Annotated in this window: 23 protein-coding genes, 1 tRNA gene and 3 pseudogenes; 15 read left to right on the forward strand and 12 right to left on the reverse strand. The window is 64.9% G+C overall.

Annotated features, from left to right (window positions below; all coding sequences use genetic code 11):
- Positions 1 to 195 precede the first annotated feature (195 nt).
- The 4 genes from QP164_RS00230 to QP164_RS00245 all read left to right on the forward strand — a co-directional run bounded on the left by QP164_RS00230 (position 196) and on the right by QP164_RS00245 (position 1,879).
- The gene (locus tag QP164_RS00230; protein ID WP_333921729.1) at positions 196 to 564 is read left to right on the forward strand and encodes a hypothetical protein; all 369 of its coding nucleotides are present in this window, start codon (positions 196 to 198) and stop codon (positions 562 to 564) included.
- Positions 561 to 806: a hypothetical protein gene (locus QP164_RS00235; protein ID WP_333921730.1), complete on the forward strand. Its 246-nt coding sequence runs from the start codon at positions 561 to 563 to the stop codon at positions 804 to 806. The genes QP164_RS00230 and QP164_RS00235 overlap by 4 nt, the downstream gene beginning before the upstream one ends.
- 217 nt (positions 807 to 1,023) lie before the next feature.
- A complete protein-coding gene (locus QP164_RS00240; protein WP_333921731.1) occupies positions 1,024 to 1,302 on the forward strand; it encodes a hypothetical protein in 279 nt (92 codons plus the stop codon).
- A gap of 139 nt (positions 1,303 to 1,441) precedes the next feature.
- Positions 1,442 to 1,879 carry a hypothetical protein gene (locus tag QP164_RS00245; protein ID WP_333921732.1) on the forward strand — a complete coding sequence of 146 codons (438 nt, stop codon included), beginning with the start codon at positions 1,442 to 1,444 and terminating at the stop codon, positions 1,877 to 1,879.
- A 237-nt stretch (positions 1,880 to 2,116) separates the two neighbouring features.
- On the opposite strand, the gene QP164_RS00250 is transcribed toward QP164_RS00245, so the two are convergent.
- The 5 genes from QP164_RS00250 to QP164_RS00270 form a co-directional block, all read right to left on the reverse strand.
- Positions 2,117 to 3,037 (reverse strand): hypothetical protein, encoded by a 921-nt coding sequence (locus tag QP164_RS00250; RefSeq protein WP_333921733.1) that lies wholly within the window; start codon positions 3,035 to 3,037, stop codon positions 2,117 to 2,119.
- Between the two features lie 181 nt (positions 3,038 to 3,218).
- Positions 3,219 to 3,398 (reverse strand): hypothetical protein, encoded by a 180-nt coding sequence (locus QP164_RS00255; protein WP_333921734.1) that lies wholly within the window; start codon positions 3,396 to 3,398, stop codon positions 3,219 to 3,221.
- Positions 3,399 to 3,755: 357 nt separating this feature from the next.
- Positions 3,756 to 4,271, reverse strand: coding sequence for a hypothetical protein (locus QP164_RS00260; RefSeq protein WP_333921735.1), 516 nt, complete (start codon positions 4,269 to 4,271; stop codon positions 3,756 to 3,758).
- Positions 4,272 to 4,544: 273 nt separating this feature from the next.
- Positions 4,545 to 5,180: a hypothetical protein gene (locus QP164_RS00265; protein ID WP_333921736.1), complete on the reverse strand. Its 636-nt coding sequence runs from the start codon at positions 5,178 to 5,180 to the stop codon at positions 4,545 to 4,547.
- 218 nt (positions 5,181 to 5,398) lie between these two features.
- The gene (locus QP164_RS00270) at positions 5,399 to 5,890 is read right to left on the reverse strand and encodes a hypothetical protein (RefSeq protein WP_333921737.1); all 492 of its coding nucleotides are present in this window, start codon (positions 5,888 to 5,890) and stop codon (positions 5,399 to 5,401) included.
- Positions 5,891 to 6,052: 162 nt separating this feature from the next.
- On the opposite strand from QP164_RS00270, the gene QP164_RS00275 reads away from it, so the two are divergent.
- Positions 6,053 to 6,679, forward strand: coding sequence for a hypothetical protein (locus QP164_RS00275; RefSeq protein ID WP_333921738.1), 627 nt, complete (start codon positions 6,053 to 6,055; stop codon positions 6,677 to 6,679).
- Between the two features lie 124 nt (positions 6,680 to 6,803).
- Here the strand turns inward: QP164_RS00275 and QP164_RS00280 are convergent.
- The 3 genes and pseudogenes from QP164_RS00280 to QP164_RS00290 form a co-directional block, all read right to left on the reverse strand.
- Positions 6,804 to 6,879, reverse strand: a tRNA-Thr gene (locus QP164_RS00280).
- Between the two features lie 32 nt (positions 6,880 to 6,911).
- On the reverse strand, positions 6,912 to 7,784 hold the full coding sequence (locus QP164_RS00285) for a hypothetical protein (protein WP_333921739.1): 873 nt from the start codon (positions 7,782 to 7,784) through the stop codon (positions 6,912 to 6,914).
- A pseudogene (locus QP164_RS00290) lies at positions 7,777 to 9,094 on the reverse strand (replication-associated recombination protein A). Before QP164_RS00290 ends, QP164_RS00285 begins: the two are co-directional and overlap by 8 nt.
- Before the next feature lie 285 nt (positions 9,095 to 9,379).
- Here QP164_RS00290 and QP164_RS00295 point away from each other — a divergent pair.
- Together QP164_RS00295 and QP164_RS00300 are read left to right on the forward strand one after the other, a co-directional pair.
- Positions 9,380 to 9,964: a PadR family transcriptional regulator gene (locus tag QP164_RS00295; protein WP_333921740.1), complete on the forward strand. Its 585-nt coding sequence runs from the start codon at positions 9,380 to 9,382 to the stop codon at positions 9,962 to 9,964.
- Complete coding sequence (locus QP164_RS00300) at positions 9,961 to 10,251, forward strand: DUF2218 domain-containing protein (RefSeq protein ID WP_333921741.1); 291 nt, start codon at positions 9,961 to 9,963, stop codon at positions 10,249 to 10,251. The genes QP164_RS00295 and QP164_RS00300 overlap by 4 nt, the downstream gene beginning before the upstream one ends.
- Before the next feature lie 167 nt (positions 10,252 to 10,418).
- Here QP164_RS00300 and QP164_RS00305 read toward each other — a convergent pair.
- A pseudogene (locus QP164_RS00305) lies at positions 10,419 to 11,569 on the reverse strand (glycosyltransferase family 4 protein).
- Positions 11,570 to 11,672: 103 nt separating this feature from the next.
- Here QP164_RS00305 and radA point away from each other — a divergent pair.
- From radA to QP164_RS00340, 7 genes and pseudogenes are all read left to right on the forward strand, one after another.
- Positions 11,673 to 13,043: a DNA repair protein RadA gene (gene radA, locus QP164_RS00310; RefSeq protein ID WP_056052850.1), complete on the forward strand. Its 1,371-nt coding sequence runs from the start codon at positions 11,673 to 11,675 to the stop codon at positions 13,041 to 13,043.
- A gap of 415 nt (positions 13,044 to 13,458) precedes the next feature.
- Positions 13,459 to 13,773, forward strand: a pseudogene (locus QP164_RS00315) (hypothetical protein); the annotation flags it as partial.
- Positions 13,774 to 13,796: 23 nt separating this feature from the next.
- Complete coding sequence (locus tag QP164_RS00320) at positions 13,797 to 14,363, forward strand: YkgJ family cysteine cluster protein (protein WP_333924146.1); 567 nt, start codon at positions 13,797 to 13,799, stop codon at positions 14,361 to 14,363.
- 59 nt (positions 14,364 to 14,422) lie between these two features.
- Positions 14,423 to 14,989 carry a CvpA family protein gene (locus tag QP164_RS00325; RefSeq protein ID WP_132897589.1) on the forward strand — a complete coding sequence of 189 codons (567 nt, stop codon included), beginning with the start codon at positions 14,423 to 14,425 and terminating at the stop codon, positions 14,987 to 14,989.
- The gene (locus QP164_RS00330) at positions 14,986 to 15,417 is read left to right on the forward strand and encodes an iron-sulfur cluster assembly scaffold protein (RefSeq protein ID WP_333921742.1); all 432 of its coding nucleotides are present in this window, start codon (positions 14,986 to 14,988) and stop codon (positions 15,415 to 15,417) included. The genes QP164_RS00325 and QP164_RS00330 overlap by 4 nt, the downstream gene beginning before the upstream one ends.
- Positions 15,417 to 17,180 (forward strand): cation:proton antiporter domain-containing protein, encoded by a 1,764-nt coding sequence (locus QP164_RS00335; RefSeq protein ID WP_333921743.1) that lies wholly within the window; start codon positions 15,417 to 15,419, stop codon positions 17,178 to 17,180. Before QP164_RS00330 ends, QP164_RS00335 begins: the two co-directional genes overlap by 1 nt.
- Positions 17,177 to 17,503: a DUF423 domain-containing protein gene (locus tag QP164_RS00340; protein WP_333921744.1), complete on the forward strand. Its 327-nt coding sequence runs from the start codon at positions 17,177 to 17,179 to the stop codon at positions 17,501 to 17,503. The genes QP164_RS00335 and QP164_RS00340 overlap by 4 nt, the downstream gene beginning before the upstream one ends.
- A 16-nt stretch (positions 17,504 to 17,519) precedes the next feature.
- Here the strand turns inward: QP164_RS00340 and QP164_RS00345 are convergent, their stop codons facing one another.
- Genes QP164_RS00345 through QP164_RS00355 form a run of 3 tightly spaced genes read right to left on the reverse strand, consistent with a single transcriptional unit; the run spans position 17,520 to position 20,070 of the window.
- The gene (locus tag QP164_RS00345) at positions 17,520 to 18,524 is read right to left on the reverse strand and encodes a helix-turn-helix domain-containing protein (RefSeq protein ID WP_333921745.1); all 1,005 of its coding nucleotides are present in this window, start codon (positions 18,522 to 18,524) and stop codon (positions 17,520 to 17,522) included.
- On the reverse strand, positions 18,521 to 19,336 hold the full coding sequence (locus tag QP164_RS00350) for a hypothetical protein (protein WP_333921746.1): 816 nt from the start codon (positions 19,334 to 19,336) through the stop codon (positions 18,521 to 18,523). The genes QP164_RS00345 and QP164_RS00350 overlap by 4 nt, the downstream gene beginning before the upstream one ends.
- Entirely contained in the window at positions 19,333 to 20,070 is a 738-nt protein-coding gene (locus QP164_RS00355) for an MFS transporter (RefSeq protein ID WP_333921747.1), read from the reverse strand. The genes QP164_RS00350 and QP164_RS00355 overlap by 4 nt, the downstream gene beginning before the upstream one ends.
- Positions 20,071 to 20,289: 219 nt before the next feature.
- Between QP164_RS00355 and QP164_RS00360 the strand changes: the two genes are divergently transcribed.
- Positions 20,290 to 21,447: a lactonase family protein gene (locus QP164_RS00360; RefSeq protein ID WP_333921748.1), complete on the forward strand. Its 1,158-nt coding sequence runs from the start codon at positions 20,290 to 20,292 to the stop codon at positions 21,445 to 21,447.
- Positions 21,448 to 21,473: the final 26 nt, after the last annotated feature.

Raw genomic sequence — 21,473 nt, forward strand, 5'->3', positions numbered from 1 at the left:
TTCGCGTCGAAGAAGACAAGTTGTGGGAGCCGATTACGCGCTGCGATCGGGCTATCGAGAGCTTCCCCGTGTCATGCCTAGCGGACCTTTCCTCGAAGCTGGCTCATCTTGAAAAGATAGGGTCCGAGCCTGACACGCTGCTCCGCACCGTCCAGGCTGACGTGAGCCGTCTACTTGGCCAGGAGGGCCGCTGACATGGCCCAGGCAGTCATTACCCCCGATATTACGACAACTGCTGGCACCAGCACCGATCCGCACCGCGCATGGCTCGACGATCGCAACCAGATCTTGGCAACGATCAACAAGGATGGTGCCCTTACCGAAGCCCAGATTAACGGCCTGCTGGCCACGATGATTGCGATCGAGAAACGCATTGAAGAGACGCCGGCGCGGACGTCGGATGCGCTTTTGGCGAAGATGGTTCTCGCCCTCCAGGTGACTGCGGAGGGGCACGAGCTTTCTCAAGAATCGGCGGCCGATCTGGTCCGCGAGGCGCAATGCCTGCTGGACATCGGCAGCCTTGCCGGCGCGTCCGACGAGATCCAGATGCGGAGGGCGGCATGAACCACACGCCACGGGGAGAGGCTTCGGCCTCTCCCACCTTCAACCCGGCGCGCTGGCTTCACTCCCTAGTGCAGATCGGCGGCGGCTACGCCCTCGCGTCCGACAAGCGCTTATGGCTCGTCGTCGCGGAATGCCCGGCCGATGAGTTGACCAGCGTTATGGCGCAGGTGGTGGGGTATCCGGATCGGCAGGATGCGGTGCGGCTTACCATCGAGCGGCGGCAGAACGGGGAGATGGCATGACAACGATGATCACGCCTCGCAGCCTGCTCCTTGGGGTCCGCCGATACTGTCGGGCTCGGCACATCACTACGACGAGTTTTAGCAGCAAGATGGTGGGAGATGCGCAGCTCATCGCCGCCCTGAAGAAGGGTCGCAGACCTCGGAGCACGGCATCGAAAGTCTGCCGCTCCATCGTATCGCATCGCCCTACGCCCCAGCCACCCTGTGACGAGGAAGTATGATGATGGGCCAGCTATCCGCCACCGCTATCCAGACCCGCCGCTCCGCTCGCCCTTGGACACGATCAAGGCGACGTGCCTGGCTGCGACCGAACGACCTTGCTTCATCGTCCCGCCTGTTTGCCGCGATCCCGTCGCTGCCGCGAGCCGAGCTGGCGAGGCTTACCATGCAGATGATCGACCGCATGGATGACATCGACGGCGATCCGGACCTCGAACACCTTCGCGACGAGGACGAGGACAATCACGACCACGAACGGGAGCAGGCATACGAATAGCACCGCACTTCGGCCGGTATCACCCCGGCCGCTACAGCATCAGCCCGTAGCCCGCAGAACCCGGTCGGCGGGTCTGATGCGTGTGCATCGGTTCCAAGAAAGCCTCGACCTATCCGCAGAATACGGACCGGACTGGTGGTTGCCGATTTACCGGCGTGCTTTCCCGACGCTCATGTCCGCGGTCGCGGTGTCGGATGACGGCTGGGCGCAACGTGGGGGGATCGATCGGCTGCTGACGCTGGCCTGCGGGCGGACGTTCACGGTCGACGAGAAGATCCGGACCCAGGACTGGCCCGACGTCCTGCTTGAGCGCTGGTCGGACGAGACGCGCCGATCGCCGGGGTGGGTCCAGAAGCCGTTGGCCTGTGACTTCATCGCCTATGCCTACGCGCCGGCCGCAACCTGCGTCTTGCTACCGGTGCCCGCGCTGCAGCGTGCCTGGCGTCAACATGGCCGGCAATGGATCGGCCTGTACGGAACGCGGCGGGCGGCTAACCAGGGCTACACGTCGGTAAGCGTACCGGTGCCGCGCGGGGTGCTGATGCAGGCGATCGTCGAAGCGATGTTCGTGAGTTGAGGGCCGACGGGAGTGTTCGTTCGCTGCCGACGAGAGCGTCCAGACTGGCGCATATTACTTTACGTCGTCGGCTCGGCATGCGACCGTTTTAAATCGCACATGTCACAGGTGAACCAGCAGAGCGCTAAGCGTAAAGGGGTTCCTGGCTTTGTCGTCGTCATCGGCGGCATCGTTGGGCTCAACATGCTTGCATCGTACAGCATGGAAGCCGCTGGCATTGTCGCCGCCTCGACCGTCTTATTGGCCGCTGGATTCTTCGTTGCCGCTGTCTTGCGGAAACATTGAACCCTGCCGTTCCGGCGTAGGTGAGTGGACCGCCTCTACCTCAATTACGTTCCGGTCGACGATCTGCCAGACGCCATCGGTAAGACGCTCGCGGGTCTCGAGAACAATGTCCATTTCAATGCCGCCCCGCATTGGAACGCCAACTTGGCCGCGGACGGTCCGGTCAAGAAACTCCTTGTCCTTTACCGCTGCCCCGAACTCACCTTGAGCGGTGGCAAACTTCCATCGCCTATTGCCGGTATCAAGGACCGGGCTGACAAGGGTAACATGAAGAGAACCAGTAGTCGTTCGATCGAGCTCGCTGGTTACGTTTTCCTCCCGGCCTGAGAACGCGGCAAACTTTGAATGTGGGACCAACAGCGGCGGGCGAACCTTCTCGATGTTAACCCCTGCGGCGGTGATTGATGTGTCACGATCAAGCGCTCTGAACGCTGCTTGGCGCTCCTTCTCCGCCACTTTATTCGCAAGCACACGACTGATGGCGGAGGACTGTTCGTCACGTTCTGCCGGCGTAGCTTCAGGCAGATATTTGTCGAGGATAGGCCTCCACTGCTCGCCTCGTATCCGCTCGAGCGGCGGCTGTACGAACCACACGATAGAGGCAGCAGCTAGTTGATAGAGGCGTTTGCGCTTTGCGTATTCGGCTTGCGCTCGCAGATACGTATTTTGCCAATAACTGCCCTCGGTACTTGGACGCAGAGCCACCTGAAAATCTAGTGCCGGGTCCAAGAGAAAGGCGATCTCTTTGATACCCTGCACAAAAGCGATTGTTGCTTGGGAGACCACAATCGCGTCGGGGTAATCGCCCTGACGATGATCGAGGTAAAGTCGGAGGGGAACGCCATCGAGTGGTTCGATAGAATTTATCATCATCCCGGCATCTTTGCCGAGACTGTTACTAGAGTCGAGTCGGGCCGAAGAAACTGGCCTCCTCGCTGATTGGCCATACCTGGACTTGTTCGGTTAGGCGGCGGCCACGGAAGAGCACGCGTTAAGCGCAAAATGGGGCGCCCCGACATCGGAGCGCCCGACTTTGCTAGTTTCCGCGCGGACATTACGCCACCGCGACCTTGGTGCGGGTCGAGGTATGCCCGCCAGAACGATAAAGAACATCGGCAGCATCGTCCGTGCTGATGCCTGCGGCGCTGGTATCGACGGAGACAAAAACGCCGCCCTCGTTGATCCGGCCTTCGTAGTAGCTTGCATCGACTTGGCTGACACCGTGATCGGTCATCACCTTCTCCAGACCGCCAACAGCACCGCCGAGTACCGCACCAGTGACGGCTCAGGTATTATCAGTCGCTGATAGTCCAACCTAGCTTGGGCTCGCGGCCACGAACGGGCTGGGCTGCTTTTAGCGCCTGCTGGAAACGTGTGTTGGTCGGCGCTTCGAGGGAGCGGGAGTGTTGAACAACGGGCTGTGCATACTTCAACGCTGGAGGAGCCACCGCCTCAGCCTTCACTTGCGCAGGGGCCGTGGGAACGGCGACCGGAACGAACCCATCCCGAACTTGCAGAGGGCGGCCACCCCGAATGCGTAACTTGCCGTCGACGATCGTCGTCACCTGGCTGCGCACCACGCCGCCTGGAATCAACGAAGTAATCCCCCGGTCCCATACCCTGACGAAAACACATCCCGGCCGAACTCGTCTCGGCCTGCTAATATAGGCACACCTGGCTGTGATCCTCCCGGGCCACCGAGGATGCGCATAATTTCGATCACGTCCGCGGTGTAACAGCTCGTCACCTTCTTAGAACGGCAGCCGATCGGCGGCACAGCATCACGGCTCGGTCGGGCGTAGACCGTTGCCATATCCAGGCCAGGCGTCTTCGATCCGTTACCACCTAGGAGGAAGAGGTAGCGGTAGCCGAGCTCATGCGCACGCTCTGCAGCTCGGTATAGGGCCATGTCTATCGCATCAGTCCGACCGTGGACCGCGGCATCAATACGCCACGATCCGTCTTTTTCGGTTCGGTCTTTGTAGCCGGTTTGGAAGCCGATGATGTTCCAGCGCTTCATTGGGCCGTAGTATGGCGCATCATCGCCACCGGCTTGCGCAGGCTGGGCAATTGCCAACAGAACGAGGCAAGACAAGAAGCGCTTCATCGCAGATCCCTTTAATGGATCTCCGTGCGGTAACCGCCGATAGTTAAGGTCCTGTTGCGTTGGTTACGCCTCATCGGTGGAGCTCGGCTTGCCCGTCGCCATCTGCACCGGCTACCCTTGGTTGTCGCTAGGACGTGACAGTCCTTCAGATCGCCGCGGCGTAAAAGCCGAGATGACCACCATCAGCATGCTCGAATACGAGGACCGCACCAAGGGCGAGGCGGTCGGGTTGGAGTGCTTGACCCCATATTGCCCATGATGTCGCGCGGAAGGCTATCGCCGCTCCGATTTGTCGGCTTCGACTTCTAGGCGATCTGCCATCACCTCCATTGCTTCCTCGCCTTTGTCAGTCGCCCTCGGCTCGGGCGGTGCTAGCGCCTCAAGGCGCACTGCATCCGCTTCGAACTGGCGGGCTTCTGCAACAGCCCGAGCGGATGCTGTAGCAGCTTGGTCAGGTGTGACACCGACCTTGCTCAGCGCCTCGGCGCGTTGTGGGATCGGAAGGGCGGGATCAAAGACGATCACTGTCGCGCCACTACGGCTCAGCGCGGTACGAACTCTCGCTCCCAGGGCTGAAGGCAAAGCGACGAAGACGCGCGATCCGACAAGACCGCCGGCTGGCGCAGCCTGCATAGCCTCGATCAGCACTCGGGCCAACGCCTCGGGGGCGGAGGGGCTCGCAAAGGCTATGTCGTTCGTTTCGTCCGACCCAGTAAATGCCTCGGCGATGTTCTTTGCCCGCTCTGCAAACTCCGGCGCCCCGGGTGCCGGAAGGACCCAGACCGGATCGAACCCCATTCGCTCTTTCTTCGGAGCAAGACGCTGGACTGCCTGGTAGAGATACCGGTTCCAATCAATGTCTTTGGTGCCCAACGGCGGCGCGAGGGAGCGATCATTTGCGCGCGCCAAGTCGCCTCCTGGGCCTTCGAACGAGCCGCGATAGGCGCGGCCGCTGCCACTGCTCGAGCCCATGCAGGGCCCGCGAGCTTCTCTACCGCCCCTGTCGCGAGATCGATCCTCACATCAACATAGCCGCGCGGCGCGCCGACTGATCCGCGGCTGCTCGGCACGACGACCTTCAGCACCACTTGCCTGCCATCGCGCGACAACTCGTGCTCGCCACCCCATCACATCGAACTCACGCTCGTTGGCAGGGCTCGCACGTAATCGTCGGGGAGGATGTCGGCTAGCTTCATCGACCGCACCAGCGATCCGTCACTGCGATAGATCACTACCACGTTGTCGCCGAAGCCGACCGAATGCCAGTTGTCAAAGGTGACAATGTTTCCGCCGCCGTTCGCGACCAGCGCGTGCACGGGCGCCACCTCGTTAACGAGCGGCATCTCCCACACTTTGGTCCACGTTTGGCCGGATCGCCGCTCTAGAATTCCGAGCGCACGAGGTTCGCCGCCGCGGCGCTGGCCTGCAGGCTCTTTGCCGTCGACCTTGTCAGTAAAGTAGGCGAGCGGGGTCTCTATATCTCGCGGGACCACGGTCAGCCGCGTTGCCTTATCAGGCGAAAGGTAGCTCGTTCGGGTAGCTGGTATCCAACTATCCGCAAACACCGGCGAGGCCGCGACCAACGCCACAGCGCCGACTAGCTTAACCAGCCATCTCATCCCGTTGCCTCCCCGATAACTGACGCAGCGTGGCGCAGCGATCAGGCGCTGTCGAGTTGAAGATGGCTCGGCAACGATGCCGGGCCAGCTACCGGTTCAGGTCGTAGGTTGTGAGTAAGGGAAGGCGAGGGGGCGGTTGAACCGCGCGAAGAGATGAAAACGGTGTCGACGCTGCGCGGTCGACGCGTCGGCTGGAGAGCCGAAATGAAGAGCATCAGAAGAACAATCCGCGGGACCGTCTACATCCCGGTCCACGATCCGGCGCATCCGGACATCGGTTGGGGAGTGCTCCGCCGGCAGGTCGACGACACGATCAACAATCTGCCGGCGTTCGTCCAGACGAAGCTGCAGCCGATGAAGCGCGAGACCGCGACCGAGGCATGGGAGCGGTCGTGCTGGCGTGACGACGTGTTGCTGCCACCCGTCGCTAACGACGACCTATGTGACGTGCGTGTGCTCAGCGAACGGTACGAGTCCTCGGCTTTGCCCGAGACCAAGGACTTGGCCATCGTAGCCACGATCCGCCTGCATGGCGCCGAGCCGATGCACGCCTACTGGGAACGGGTACGCAGCTTCGCGCACCAGCGTCTTGCAGTCGACAGAAGATTGGCGGTGATCTTAGTCGAACATGTCCCCGCGCATGCGGGCAGCCGCGCGGCGAATCATATTCACATGGTCATCCCGGCCCGCGAACTGACAGCTCAGGGATTCGGAGCGGGTCTCGGACGTTTCGCGAGTGACCGCGGGTTGCCTGTGTTCGCTACCGGATGGGCTTCTTGGAGGCCGTAAGGCGGTCTGCGCATTTCGCAGTTGTTCGCCGCTAACCGCGTCTGAATGTGGGAGTAGCTGAGGGAGTGGCGCCCTCACATCGACCATATTCTACAACGTTATCAAAGCGTTAAGGCAAGAAAGGTGGTGCCGGTTGCAGGAATCGAACCCGCGACATCCAGTTTACAAAACTGGCGCTCTACCAACTGAGCTAAACCGGCCCGGTGCGTGTCAGGCCTAACCGCCCAATGCTTCAAGACACGCCGAAGGTCCAGCCCTCGGTTTGCGCAATATGCGGTGTCATCGCGGTCGGTGTCCAGAGGTCTGGGCGGTGCGCTGCCGTGCGGAGCCAGGCGGCGGTCAGGATCGCGTCGGTGGCGTGATCATCATAGTGGGCCAGAGGATCATGCGGCGCGCTGCCGAGCGCTTCCAGCGCGGTATCGAGCGCGCCCGCATCGCGCATCTTGCTGAGGCCCTTGCGGATACCCGCGGCGCGCGCGGCGATCGTGGTATAGATCTCGACGATCGCTGGTCCTTCCGAGGGCAGCGGATCGAACGGCCAGACGGGGACGCGGCCGGCGAGGCTGTGCAACACGCGCATTCCGGTGAGGCTCGACTTGCCGACCTGCGCCGCACCGACGAGGTTGAAGCAGCTTGTCGGCGAGAAACCCATCGCGCGCTGGCCGTGCTCGCAGACGCGCATCCGGCCCGCTCCGCCGGGGAACAGGTCGCCGCAATCACGGTGCTGGCGGAAGTGGCGGCGGAGTTCGGGATCGGTGAGCAGGCTCGAGACGGCGAGGTGCGGGTCGGCGGCGGAGGCTTCATCGACCATCGCCCAGAGCGCGCGGGCGTCTGGGGGGCTGTCGGGCGCGCCGGGGAAATAGCCGTCAAGGTCGACGAACGGGAAGGCGGGGGACAGGTCGAGACCGATCAGCGTCGGCGTGTCCTGGTCGATCAACCAGTCGAGGACATCCTCGCGCGACCATGCCGACGCCCCCGGTGGCGCGACCAGTCTCGGCGCGGCATCACCGGTTTCGCAGATCGCGACCGCGATGCCCTTGTGACGATGCCCCTGCGCGCCGGACCAGTCGATCGCCGCAAACCGCGTAAACCGTGGCTCAGCCATTCTTCTCGGCGCGCAAGCCGTCCCAATAGGCGAGCCGTTCCGACAGCCGCTTCTCGAAGCCACGTTCGGTCGGCGTGTAGAAGGTCTGCGGGCTCATCTCGTCGGGCCAGTAATCCGAGCCGGAGAACGCATCCTCGGTATCGTGATCGTACGCATAGCCCTTGCCGTAGCCGATATCGCGCATGAGCTTGGTCGGTGCGTTGCGGATCGACGCGGGGGGCATCAGCGAGCCGGTCTCGCGCGCCGATTTCCACGCCGCCTTCTGCGCCTTGTAGACCGCGTTCGATTTGGGCGCCGTGGCCAGATAGACGCAGGCTTGGGCGATCGCGAGTTCGCCTTCGGGACTGCCGAGGAAATCATAGGTGTCCTTGGCGGCGATGCACTGGACCAGCGCCTGGGGGTCGGCGAGGCCGATATCCTCGACCGCGGCGCGGGTCAGGCGGCGGAGCAGGAACAGCGGTTCCTCGCCCGCGGTCAGCATCCGCGCGAGATAATAGAGCGCCGCCTGCGGGTCGCTCCCACGGATCGATTTGTGGAGCGCGGAGATGAGGTTGTAATGCCCCTCGCGGTCCTTGTCGTACACCGCGACGCGACGTTGCAGGAAGTTCGAGAGGCCGGCGGGATCGAGCGGTTCGGGCAGGTTTACCGAGAACAACGTCTCCGCCTGGTTGAGCAGGAAGCGGCCGTCGCCATCGGCGCTGGCGATCAGCGCGTCCTTGGCGGGCGGGGTCAGGGAGGGGGCGCTCCATCTCCGTCTCGGCGCGGTCGAGCAACTGTTCGAGCGCACCCCGGCCGAGGCGTTCGAGGATCAGCACCTGCGCGCGGCTGAGCAGAGCGGCGTTGAGTTCGAACGACGGGTTCTCGGTGGTGGCACCGACCAACGTCACCGTGCCGTCCTCGACATAGGGGAGGAAGCCGTCCTGTTGCGCGCGATTGAAGCGGTGGATCTCGTCCACGAAGAGAAGCGTGCGCTTGCCGATCTTGGCGTGCTCGCGCGCTTCGGCGAAGGATTTCTTGAGGTCGGCGACTCCGGAGAACACCGCGGAGATCGCAACGAACCGCAGGTCGACCGCATCTGCGAGCAACCGCGCGATCGTCGTTTTTCCCGTGCCGGGCGGCCCCCACAGGATGATCGAGGACAGCCGCCCAGCCGACACCATCCGCCCGATTGCGCCTTCGGGACCGGTGATATGATCCTGTCCAACCACCTCGCTCAGCGTGCGCGGGCGCAGACGGTCGGCGAGCGGCGCGTTTTCGGGATGCGGTTCGGTGGGGGCGGCGGGTTCGAAGCCCGCGAAGAGATCGGCCATGCCGGCAAGATAGGGGCGGGGGCCGGTTTGCCCATCCGTCTGCCATCCGGGCGTAATCGTCCCCTTCCCCCGTATCGTCACCGTCACACGCATCGTCATCCCCGCGGACGCGGGGATCCATACTGGCTGACGGCATGCATGCTCGCTCGGTTCGAGGGTCTGGGTCCCCGCCTCCGCGGGGATGACAGAGGAAGAAACATGAAAATTTGCCGCGCACCACTTGAACCGGAAACATTCTGCGATATATCTTAAATCATGAATAAAGATATATCGGAGAACACTCAAATGCGTTTTGGTATGGGATATGGAGCTTGGATCGGTGGTCCGCGGGCTGACGGCGAAGGCCGCGGTCGCCCCGGCCACGAAGGTCATGGTCGCCACGGCCATCGCGGTGGCCCCGGTGGTCGGCGTCGGCTGTTCGATGGCGGCGAGCTGAAGCTCGTGATGCTGAAGTTGATCGCGGACGCGCCGCGCCACGGCTACGACCTGATCCGCGAGATCGAGGGGTTGACCGGCGGCGGCTATGCGCCGAGCCCGGGGGTCGTCTATCCGACGCTCAGCATGCTCGACGAGATGGGGCTGATCGAGGAGCAGCAGTCGGAAGGCGCGAAAAAGCGCTTTGCGGCGAGCGACGAGGGCCGCGCGCATCTGGCCGAGAATGCGGCCGTGGTGGACGGCCTGTTCGCGCGGCTGGCGGCGGTCGGGGCTGAATCCGAGCGGACCGATGGCGCGCCAATCCGGCGGGCGATGGGCAATCTTCGACAGGTGCTCCAGCACCGGCTGATGCGCGAGGACGTCAACGAGGACACGCTGCATGAAGTCGCCGCGTTGCTCGACGAAGCCGCGCAGAAGATCGAGCGCTTGAAGTGAGCGTCTCGGTCGCAAGGGTGCCGACGCATTCGGCCAGCAAGTATCTCCAGCAACTGGCCAAGCATTGGAGCCACAAGATGGAGGTCACCTTCTCGGAGGAAGAGGGCCGCATCGCCTTTCCGAACGGCGCGGTGCTGGAGATGCGCGCGGACAGCGAAACGCTCGACGTTGCGCTGACCGTGCCGGAGGGCGACGACGTCGAGCGGATGCGCGGGGTGGTGTCGAGCCACCTCGACCGCTTCGCCTTCCGCGAGGCGCCGCTGACGTTCGACTGGGCGACGGTCTGACATCGTCCCCCAAACCGTCATCCCGGCCCTCAATCGTCATCTCAGCGAAAGCTGGGAACTCCCCATTCGGGTCGCGGCGCCCGCCAACAGGGATACCCCAGCTTTCGCTGGGGTGACGGGGAGGGAGCGGGGGAAGGTGAATTCGAAAGGTACACGTGGCAGACAACTTAGCCACCCCGCCGCGCCATCACCTCGAGATACGTATCCAGCACTGTCTGGTTGATCGTATCCCACAGATACCCGGCGGCCTTGTCGTGTCCGGCCCAGCCCATCGTCTCGCGCAGGCCCGGCTCCGAAACAATCCGCCCGATCGCGTCGGCATATCCTGCGATGTCCGTAGGTGGCACCAGGAACCCGGTCACGCCGTCATCGACCAGCCCGACCGCACCCGACGCACGCGCAGCGACCACCGGCACACCTGCCGCCATCGCCTCCAGCGTCACGTTGCCGAACGTCTCGGTCACGCTCGGATTGAAGAACACATCCATCGACGCGACCGCGCGGCCGAGATCGTCACCCGACTGGAACCCGGCGAAGACCGCGCCGGGCACGCGCTCGGCAAACCAGTCGCGCGCCGGACCTTCACCGATCACCAGCACCTTGTGCCGTACCCCGCGCTGCTCCAGCGTTCGGATCACGTCGGCGAAGACGTCGAGACCTTTCTCTTTCACCAGTCGCCCGAGAAACCCGACCGCGACCTCGCCGTCTGCGATCCCCGCGCGCGCCGCCGCTCTAGGTCGCGGCGCGTTGGCGTAAAGCGGTCGTGGTTAACGCCACGCGACCAGATCGCGGTCGGCGTCGTCACGCCCCAGTCACGGACGATCTCCGCCATGCCGCGCCCGGGCACCAGCACTTCATCGACGCGGTTGTAGAAGCGCGTCAGGATCTTCACCATGATCGGCTCGAAGAACGCCATCTTGTAATAGCGGAAATACGTCTCGAACCGCGTGTGCAGCGACGCAACCGTCGCGATACCGTTTCGGCGTCCATAACTGATCGCGCGGTGGCCAAGAAAATCGGGCGCTGACACGTGGACGATGTTCGGCGCGAACGCGTCGAGATCGCGGCGGATCGCCGCGGGCAGCCCGCGCGCCATCTTGTATTCGCCGCGCCCCGCCGGCAGCGGCAACGACGGCACCGCGACCAGATCGCCGGTCGGCGGGAAGGCCGGCTTGGCATTGGTCGGCGAATAGACACGCACCGTCGCGCCCTTCGACAACAAATGACCGACGAGCAGATTCAACGCCTGGTTCGCGCCGTCGCGGACGTAATTATAGTTGCCGCTGAACAGGGCGATGCGCAGGTCGGTGGCGTGCATCATCGCGCGGATAACGCCGTGCGCCGTCAAGCGCCACTAAATCCGCAACATAGGTCGTATGCCGGCCATTGATGTTCCCGTATCGTTCTCGTACATCGCTCGGATGGCGAAACCCCAGAAGCGTTACGTGTGTCAGGCTTGCGGATCGGTGTCGCACCGCTGGGCGGGGCAATGCGCCGATTGCAACGAGTGGAACACGCTGGTCGAGGAGGCGAACACCGCCGCCACGCCGTTCCATTCGAAGCATAATCTCCAGACCGGCGGCCGCGCGATCCAGCTGGTCGGGCTCGATGCGGAGATCAAGCTGCCCGACCGGATGGCGACCGGCATCGCCGAACTCGACCGTGCGCTGGGCGGCGGGTTCGTCGAGGGTTCGGCAACGCTGATCGGCGGCGATCCTGGGATCGGCAAGTCGACGCTGCTGTTGCAGGCGGCGGCGAAGATGGCGCTGGCGGGGCAGTCGGTCGCGTACGTCTCGGGCGAGGAAGCGGCGGACCAGGTGCGTCTGCGCGCGCGGCGGCTGGGCCTGGGCAATGCGCCGGTGCAGCTTGCGGCGGCAACGTCGACGCGCGACATCCTGACGACGTTGCAGACCAAGCCGCCCGCGATGCTGGTGATCGATTCGATTCAGACGATGCACTCCGACCTGATCGAGGGCGCTCCGGGGACGGTCAGCCAGGTCCGTGCCTCGGCGCAGGAATTGATCCGCTTTGCCAAGGAGCGCGGCACGGCGGTGGTGCTGGTCGGCCACGTGACGAAGGACGGCTCGATCGCCGGCCCTCGCGTGCTCGAGCACATGGTCGACACGGTGCTGTCGTTCGAAGGCGAGCGGAGCCACCAATACCGCATCCTCCGCGCGATCAAGAACCGCTTCGGCGGGACCGACGAGATCGGGGTGTTCTCGATGCAGACCGAAGGACTGGCGGAGGTCGGCAATCCGTCGTCGCTGTTCCTGACGCACCGCGACGATGCGATGACGGGGGCGACGGTGTTCCCGGCACTGGAGGGAACGCGGCCGGTGCTGGTCGAGATCCAGGCGCTGACGGTCCGGCTGGCGTCGGGCGCGACTCCACGGCGTGCGGTGGTCGGCTGGGATTCGGGGCGGCTCGCGATGATCCTTGCGGTGCTGGAAGCGCGGTGCGGGCTGAGCTTCTCCAACGCCGAAGTCTATCTCAACATCGCCGGCGGTTACCGCGTCCAGGATCCGGCTGCGGATCTGGCGGTGGCGGCGGCGCTGATCTCGGCGATGTCGGAGCGGCCGGTGCCGGTCGATGCAGTGGCGTTTGGTGAGGTCGCGCTGTCAGGGGAAATCCGTCCGGTCGCGCATGGGCCCTTGCGTTTGAAAGAGGCGAGCAAGCTCGGCTTCGAACGCGCGCTGGTGCCGGCGTCGATGACGGGGGAGAAGAGCGGGATGAAGCTGTCGGGGTTCAAGACGCTGGCGTCGTTCGTCGATCACATGATGGGGCGGGGATAACGAACACAAGAAGGTAGCTTGTTTCCCCGCGAAGGCGGGGACCCAGACTGGGGTCCCGCCTTCGCGGGAGAACAAGGAAACGGTGGTGATTGTGCTGGGCCGTGCGGACAGGTCCGATCGGGGGGCTGCGTTCCCATCAGCGTATCGCGTCATCGTGGACTCGTTTGGCACTGATACCCAATAGATGAAGCCCCACCCCGGCGGAGGCCGGGGCCCAGTTGGGGGACGTTGCTGGCGACCGCTGCGCTTAATTACCACGACCTTTCCAACTGGGCCCCGGCCTTCGCCGGGGTGGGGCGGTGATGGCCGTTGTCGGTCATCAGTCGATCGAACCGCACACAGCACCATCGTCGCGGCAGGTTCGGTCACGCGGCGAGCGCATGGCCTCTCGCGACAGCCATGCTAAGGCGCCCGCATGGCGAACACGAAAAGCAATACCGGTACCGTCGAGGTCGATGGCACCCGATACGATTGGAACCTCGAGCGCGAGCCGCAGCACACGGATGCCGATGGTTGGAAGGGCATGACGATCTCGCTGTTGCAGGACGATGCGCAACGCGAAGCGCTGCTGGAATTCCCCGCGCCTAAGCGTCTGTTGAAGGGCTTGCCACGCGGGCGGCTCCAGATCGACGACGCGACGATCGTGCGCGGCGTGCGGGCCGCCTTGCAGGCGGGATGGGAGCCGATGTCTCGGGGCAAGCCGATGGTCTTCACGGTGGATTCCGAAGGAATTGAACCGTGGATCGGCGTGACATCCCGACCCAACCGCACGCCGATGTGGAAACCACGCTGCTGGGACCGATCCTTCTCAATCGCGAGTGCGGTGATTGCACCGCGTGCTGCACCGAACTGACGGTGAAGACGCCAGAGTTCGCCAAACCCGCGGGAACGCCGTGTATCCACCTCTGCGACCAAGGGTGCGGTATCCATGCGATCCGCCCGCGCATCTGCCGGACGTGGTTCTGCGTCTGGCGCCGGGTCGCGAGCCTGCCCGACGCGGCTCGGCCCGACCGGTCCGGGCTGCTCGTGTCGCTCAATTTCGTCGACAAGCCGCAGACCTGTCTCGAAGGCGTCTCGATCCATGTCCGTATGCTCGCCGGCAGCGATGCGATCGCGAACGGCATGGCGGCGGCGGTATTGGACGCCGTGTGCGACCAGCTAGTCCCGGTGTGGTTCAGCGACGGGGCGGAGAAAATGCTGATGCATCCCGACAACGACGTCGCTGGCTTTGTCCTCTCGGGAGAGGCAGCGCCCAGGCATCTGCAGGGCGAAGTCGCCGCGTGGCGCGAACGCTACGGTGTTTTCGGCTTGAACCGCTAAGACTCGTCGGGCGCAACCCGCACTAGCGGTTCGCCTCCCGCGTCCCTATTCCAGAAGCCATGAACCTTTCCGCCCTAGACATCGTCGTCCTGCTCGCCGTCGCCGGCTCGGCGGTGCTGGGGCTGATCCGCGGGTTCGTCACCGAAGTGCTGTCGATGTTCGCCTGGGTGGCGATGGTGGCGATGCTCAAGCTGTTCCACATCCCGCTCGCCGCCGCGCTGTCGCCGATGATCGGGACGGTTGGTGGCGCCGCGGTGCTGGCCTTCGCGATCATCACCGGCGTCACCTATATCGGCGGGCGGCTGGTCGCCAATGCGATCGGGGCGCGGACGCGGACTTCGATCCTTGGTCCGGTTGACCGTGCGCTTGGCTTCGGCTTCGGGGCGTTGAAAGGGTTGATCCTCGCCAGCCTCGTCTTCCTGCTCGCGACGCTGGTCATCGACACGATGAGTGGCGGACCATCGCGCCGGCCGGAATGGATGACCCGGTCACGGACGTACCCGCTGCTCAACGCGACCAGCGCAGGGATCGCCGATTTCGTCGACCGCCGCCGCCGCGGTCAGCCGGTGTTCGGTGCCAGAACGCCGCCTTCCAAATCCGATAACGCAAGCGAACCAAAGCCATGAGCGCGCCCCTCTACAACGCCGAGATCCTCCGCCTCGCCGCGACGATCCCGCATCACGAACGCCTGCCCGAGCCGATGGCGACCGCGGAGAAACGCTCGCCGATCTGTGGCAGCCGGGTGACGATCGACGTCGCGGTGGACGGTGAAGGTCGCGTCAGCGAGGTCGGCCTCTTGGTCCGGGCCTGCGCGCTGGGGCAGGCGTCGTCATCGTTGCTGGCGGCGAACATCCTCGGCCGCACCCCTGCCGAACTCGCCGCGACCCGCGACGCGCTGACCGCGTGGCTTGCGCGCGAAGGCGATGCGCCCGATTGGCCGGGGATGGATATCTTCACCCCCGCGCTAGACTATACCGCGCGCCACCCCTCGATCCGGCTAGCCTTCGAAGCCGCCGCCGAGGCTGCCGACACCGCTGCAAAGGCGAAAGTCTGATGGCGGAGGGTACGGCCCCGTCGCTGCTCCGCGACGGCGTCGTATTGCTCGGTTTCGGCCTGATGTTCGTGCTGCTGTTCCGCCGGCTCGGGCTCGGTGCGACGCTGGGTTACCTGGTCGCGGGCGCAGTCGTCGGGCCGCATGTGCTGGGACTGGTCGGCGATGCGGAGTCGAAGCTCGGGTTCGCCGAACTGGGCATCACGCTCCTGCTGTTCATCGTCGGGCTCGAACTGAACCCGTCACGCCTCTGGAGGATGAAGGAGGAGATCTTCGGGCTCGGCCTCTTGCAGGTCGCGATCTGCGGGCTCGCAATCACCGCGATCGTCTGGGTCGGGGCGAAGTTCTCGCTCCCCGCCGCGCTCGCGCTCGGGCTCCCGCTCGCGCTGTCGTCGACCGCGCAGGTGCTGCCGATGCTGCGCTCGTCGGGGCGGATGCGGACGCCGTTCGGCGAGCGCGCCTTCTCGATCCTGCTGTTCCAGGACCTCTCGATCGTCCCCCTGATCACGATCGTCGCGGCGATGAGCCGCAACCCGGCCGATGCCAACGCGCCGCCGGGCTGGCTGCTCGCGGTTTATACGGTGCTGGCGGTCGTCGGTCTGGTGATCGCCGGGCGCTTCCTGCTGCGGCCGTTCTTCCGCCTGATCGGCAATCTCGGCGAGCGCGAGATGTTCGTGTTTGCGGGGCTGTTCACGGTTATCGCCAGCGCGGCGATCATGGAATGGCTCGGGCTGTCGACCGCGCTCGGGGCGTTCATCGCGGGCGTGATGCTCGCGGACAGCCCGTATCGGCATGAACTGGAGGCCGATGTCGAGCCGTTCCGCTCGATCCTGCTCGGGTTGTTCTTCCTCGCGGTCGGCATGGTGCTCGACCTGGGCGCGATCGCCGAGCGGCCGTTCTTCGTGATGGCGATGGCGGCGGCGCTGATCCTGACCAAGACCAGCGTGATCATGCTGATCGGCATGGCGTTCAAGATGACGTGGCGGCAGGCGTTCGCGCTCGGCCTTTTACTCAGCCAGGGCGGCGAGTTCGGCTTCGTGCTGTTCGCGCAGGCGCAGGCGGGGCTGTTGATCGAACCGCAGGCGGCCAGCCTGTTCGGCGCGATCATCACGCTGTCGATGGCGACCACGCCGTTCCTGATGGGTATCACACGCCGCTTCCGGACCGAGCCGATCGCCGAGGGGCAGGAGCGCGACGGGCCCAAGGTCGACGGCGCCAATGCGATCATCGTCGGCTATGGACGGTTCGGCCAGACAGTCGGCCAGATGCTGCTCGCGCAGGACATCCCGGTGACGCTGATCGACACCGATATCGAGATGATCGACATCGCCGGCGAGTTCGGCGCGAAGGTCTATTATGGCGACGGCACGCGGCTCGACCTGTTGCGACAGGCGGGCGCGGCGGAGGCGGAGATCATCTGCTTCTGCATGGACGGCGACCAGCTCGATCCCGACACGATCGAGGGCGTGCATGAGGCGTTCCCGGACGCCGCGATCTATGTCCGTGCGTTCGATCGCCGCGCGCTGGTGAAGCTGAAGAACACGTCGGCGACCGCGGTGGTGCGCGAAGTGATGGAGTCCGCGGTGAAGATGGCGCGCCTGGCGCTGCGCGGGCTCGACGTGTCGCCGGCGGATATCGACCGTGCGGAGGAGCAATACCGGTCGCGCGACAAGGAGCGGTTGCAGTTGCAGATCGACTCCGGCGACATGCGCGCAGCGCGGGCCGAGACTGCCAAACGCTTTCCCTGGGGGAATGATACGCAATGATCATCGCCATTCTTGCAGCCTTGTCGGGCGCGATCGCGGTCGCGGCGGGGGCATTCGGCGCACACGGCGCGAGCGGGTCGGCCGCGGAATGGTTGAAGACGGGCGCACAATATCAGCTCGTCCATGTGGTCGCGGCGCTGGTCGCCATCCGGATGGAGGCGCGCGGGCCGGCGTGGCTGTTCGTGGTCGGTGCGGCGATCTTTGCGCTGACGCTGTACGCGATGGCGCTGGGCGCACCGCGCTGGTTCGGCGCGATCACGCCGATCGGTGGGGCACTGCTGATCGGCGGCTGGTTGTGGCTGGCCTGGACCGCGCGCGGCTAAACCTTTCGCGTGCAGATCAGCGCAGTTCCTGCTGCCATAACCGCATTTGCTCGATCGGATCCGTCTCGGCGATGGCGGTGGCGATCGCCGCCCGATAGCCGCCGGGCCGCAGCCCATAGCGGGCCAGAAACGCGCGGCTCGCATGGCTTTCGGTGACGAGCCCTGCATCGAGCGCGATGTCCGCGAATGAGCGTCGTTCGGCGGCGTTGGAGAGCGCCCGCCGAACATGCTCCAGGCGGCGTGCAAGTATGAAGGCCGCAAGCCCGCGTTGCGGCCGCAGCATCCGGTACAGCGTTGCGCGCGAGACGCCGCTTTCCGCAATCGCCGTCTCGGGATCGAAGGTCGGGTCGCCCAGCCGTCCATCGACCAACGTGCGAAGCTGACCAAGCCGCCGCCCGTCGCGGCTGCCTTCGACCACGGCGTCGTGCAGACCATAGGCTTCCAGCGCAACCTTCAACAGCGTGCACAGCGCGGAGGTCGCAGCCGGAAGCGACGACGTCTTCATCGTTGGCAGGTTGGATAGCAGCGACCCGACGAAATCGGCGTAAAGCCGGCAATGATCGGCGGCCAGCACGCGCCCATGGAGCGCGCCGATCGGGCCTACGGTCTCCTCGATCCGGTCTTGCGCGATCGCCAGCGTCGCGATCCGCGCGTCGCGCATCATGTTGCGTGTCGCGCGGCTGACATCGATCAGGACGATCTCGCCGGCCCTGATATCCAGCATGCCATCGCCGAAATCGACCTGCAACAGGCCTTCGAATACCAGGGTGACGGTCCAGTGCGTGAACCCGTCCTGACCGACCCGCTGTTCGCTCCGACTATGGCTTATGTCGTTCAGCCGCCGGTTGTAGAGCAGCGCGCGGTCCAGTCGCCACGCCTCGAACGTCGCACGCGGGTTGGGGCCGACCTGCGTGACGTCGGCGCCGATCGCATATAATGCGCGATAGCGATCCATCCGTTCGTCCGGCGGCAACGCCTCGCTGTCGAACGCGACCCGCTCGGGTGTTTCGGGGCTGGTCATGCGGCGCAGTGCTGGCGATAGCGATATCGTACCGCACCGACGGCCATGGCGCAGACGCAGCTTGCGATGACGCCCGTCGTGAACAACGCTGTGCCGAGCGCCCCGGCCGGGGACATGGTACCCGCCCCGATCGTAGCGGGACCGCTATGGGCAAAGGTCGCCAGCGCCCCCGTCAGCAACGGTCCGATACCCACGCCGACCAGCGTGACCAGCGCGAAGAAGATGCCGTTGATAGTGATGCGTGCCGACACCGGACTGAGCATTTGGACACCGAACAGCCCGCAAAACGATGCGATCCCGAGCGTAAGGTTCGCGATCGCCACGCCGACGCCCGCCCCCGCCAAACCAGGCGCCCAGACCAGCGCCGCCAGCGGCAGCAATGTTGCGATCAAGCTGACCAGGATGATCGCCGGGACATGACGGTGCCAGGATGCAAAGCGCGTCATCAGCCAGCCGCCCGCAAGCTGGCCCGCGGGCGCGGTGAATAGCGTGATGGCCCCCAGCAGCATTGCCGCCTGGGCGGGCAGGATCCCGCGGTCTCGTACAAACAGAGTCGGCAACCACGCGCCCATCGCCTGAATAAGCATTATGGGCATGATCGCCGCCGCAAAGAACAGCGCGATGGTCCCCCATTGGACACCGGCGTGTGCCGACGCCCGGGGTGGCGCTCGTAGCGCAGTCGCCGATGGGCTGGGGAGCATATCGGGCATGGGATCATCGAACGCAGGCCCGACGGAGCGGTGGCGCACGTCTCTCTTGCGGAGACCGGCGAGCAGCGGGATCATCACGATGTTCGGCAACGCGGTGATCATGAAGAGCAGGCGCCAATGCGCGATGCCGCCGAGAGCGCTTGCAGAATTACCGGGGTGATGACGGTCAATGCCGAAAGCAGGGCGCCGATCGTCAACAGCGCGGTGCTTCGCCCGATCGTCGACCCGCTCGTGAAGAGCGACAGCGCGCGTGCGCGACCGTCGATGCCTGCAACGTCGACGAGCCAGGCGATCGCGACCGGCACGAACATCGCCTGACCAATGCCGAGCCCCGCTCGCGCCAGCATCAGCGCGGCGGTGGACTGTGCTGCGCCGGTCACGAGCGTGGCAGCGGTCCAGATCGTCACGCCGCCGATCAACCACCATAGCGATGCTCGCCGCCCGCGGAGGATCGTCGCCAGCACCAGTGCGGTCACGCCATACGGCAAGGCGAACGCGGTCCCGATCAGCCAACCCGCTCCGGCATCGGTCATCGGCAGGTCCACACGCATCAACGGCAACGCGCCACCAATCATGGTACGATCGATGAACGCGAGACAATGAAGCGTGGCGAATATGGTAATAATACGCCTGATGACCCGCGCCCCCCGGCGTTCGATATTTCCAATAACAGCAGCGACTTGGTCTTCGCCGTCGCAGGGGTCAAGCCTTGGTCGCGACCGGCCGGTGGCCGTGCGATCAGGCGGCGGTGGCTTGTGTGATTGTGACAAGATCGTGGGGGCGGGGGGCAGGACTAGCGTGGCCGAATCTTGTCTTCGGGTAGAGTATAAAAACATCCAAATCGGGCTGGTTTTTATAACCAAGGTTTTGGCGACCGGTCTGGGATAAGTATTGTTATGCTTGTTGCAGATATCGCGAAAACTGGTCGAGCAATCAGCGCAAATGGCCCTGCAGAGTATAGTTAATCGATAGAGTGATGCCGATCTTTTGCCCAGGCGACGATGCTTGCTTGGCTGGCGCCGGCGTCTAAAAGACCCGGTGCAGGGGAGTAGGGCATGGCATATCGAACGACACGCAGGACGATGCTCGGCGCGATGGGCGCAACCCTCGCCTTTCCGCTGGCGGCGGCGGCGGCGCGCGCATCGAGGGCAGCGAGCCTCGCACCGAGACTGATCGCTGGAACCTATGCGCGCGAGGGCGGCAAGGGTCTGTATCCGATCGCCGGAGAAGGCGATCGATGGCGGGTCGGGACGCCGGTCACGGGGATCGCGGATGCATCGTTCGGGATCGGCGGCGGTCCGGGCGGCATGTGGTATCTGGTCCGTGAGCAGGCGCAGGGCGAAGTGTCCGCTTATGCCACTGGCTGGGCCACCGGCTGGAATCGCCGCGCGACGGTGTCGACCGGTGGCGCCGACCCGTGCCACCTGGCGCTCGATCGGCCATCCGCTTGCCTCGCCGTCGCGAATTATTCGAGCGGCAGCGTCGCGTTCATCCAGCTCGATCGGCGTACCGGGGTGCCCGCACCCGCGACGGTGTTCCGCCATGCGGATACCGGTATCGGCGCGGGTATCGGTACTGGGAAGGACCACGACCGCCAGGAAGCGCCGCATGCGCACTGGGTCGGGTTCAGTCCGGACCGGCGCTGGCTTCATGCGGTCGATCTCGGGGCCGACGCGATCTTCGCCTATCGCTTCGATCCGCAGGCGCGAAGCGTGGCGCCGCCGGTGGTCGCATGGCGTGCGCCGGCCGGGGCGGGCCCGCGTCACATCGCCCGGCACCCGCGGCAGCCGCTGGCCTATGTCGTCTGCGAGCTGTCGAACACGCTTTATACGCTCGATGCGCGCACGGACGGGCACTTCGTGACGCGTCATAGCATCTCGACCCTGCCCAAAGGCCATACCGGCGCGTCACAGGCTGCGCATATCGCGATCGATCGCGCCGGGCGGCGGCTTTACGTCTCGAACCGCGGCCATGACAGCATCGCCGTGTTCGCGCTCGATGCCGCGGGCGTGCCGACGCTGCTCCAGCACATCGCCAGCGGTGGCCACTGGCCGCGCGTCTTCGCGCTGCTCGATGACGAACGGCAGCTAGTCGTGGGCAACGAGCGATCGGGGACGCTGGTGGTCTTCCGGGTCGCCGGCGATGGCCGTCTCGCGGCGACCGGGGAGACGCTGTCCGTACCGGGCGTCGTGTTCCTCGGGCGACCGGAATAGCCGTATCCGACGCGACCGGGGCGTCG

The organism is Sphingomonas sp. LR59, assembly GCF_036855945.1.
Taxonomy (GTDB): domain Bacteria; phylum Pseudomonadota; class Alphaproteobacteria; order Sphingomonadales; family Sphingomonadaceae; genus Sphingomonas.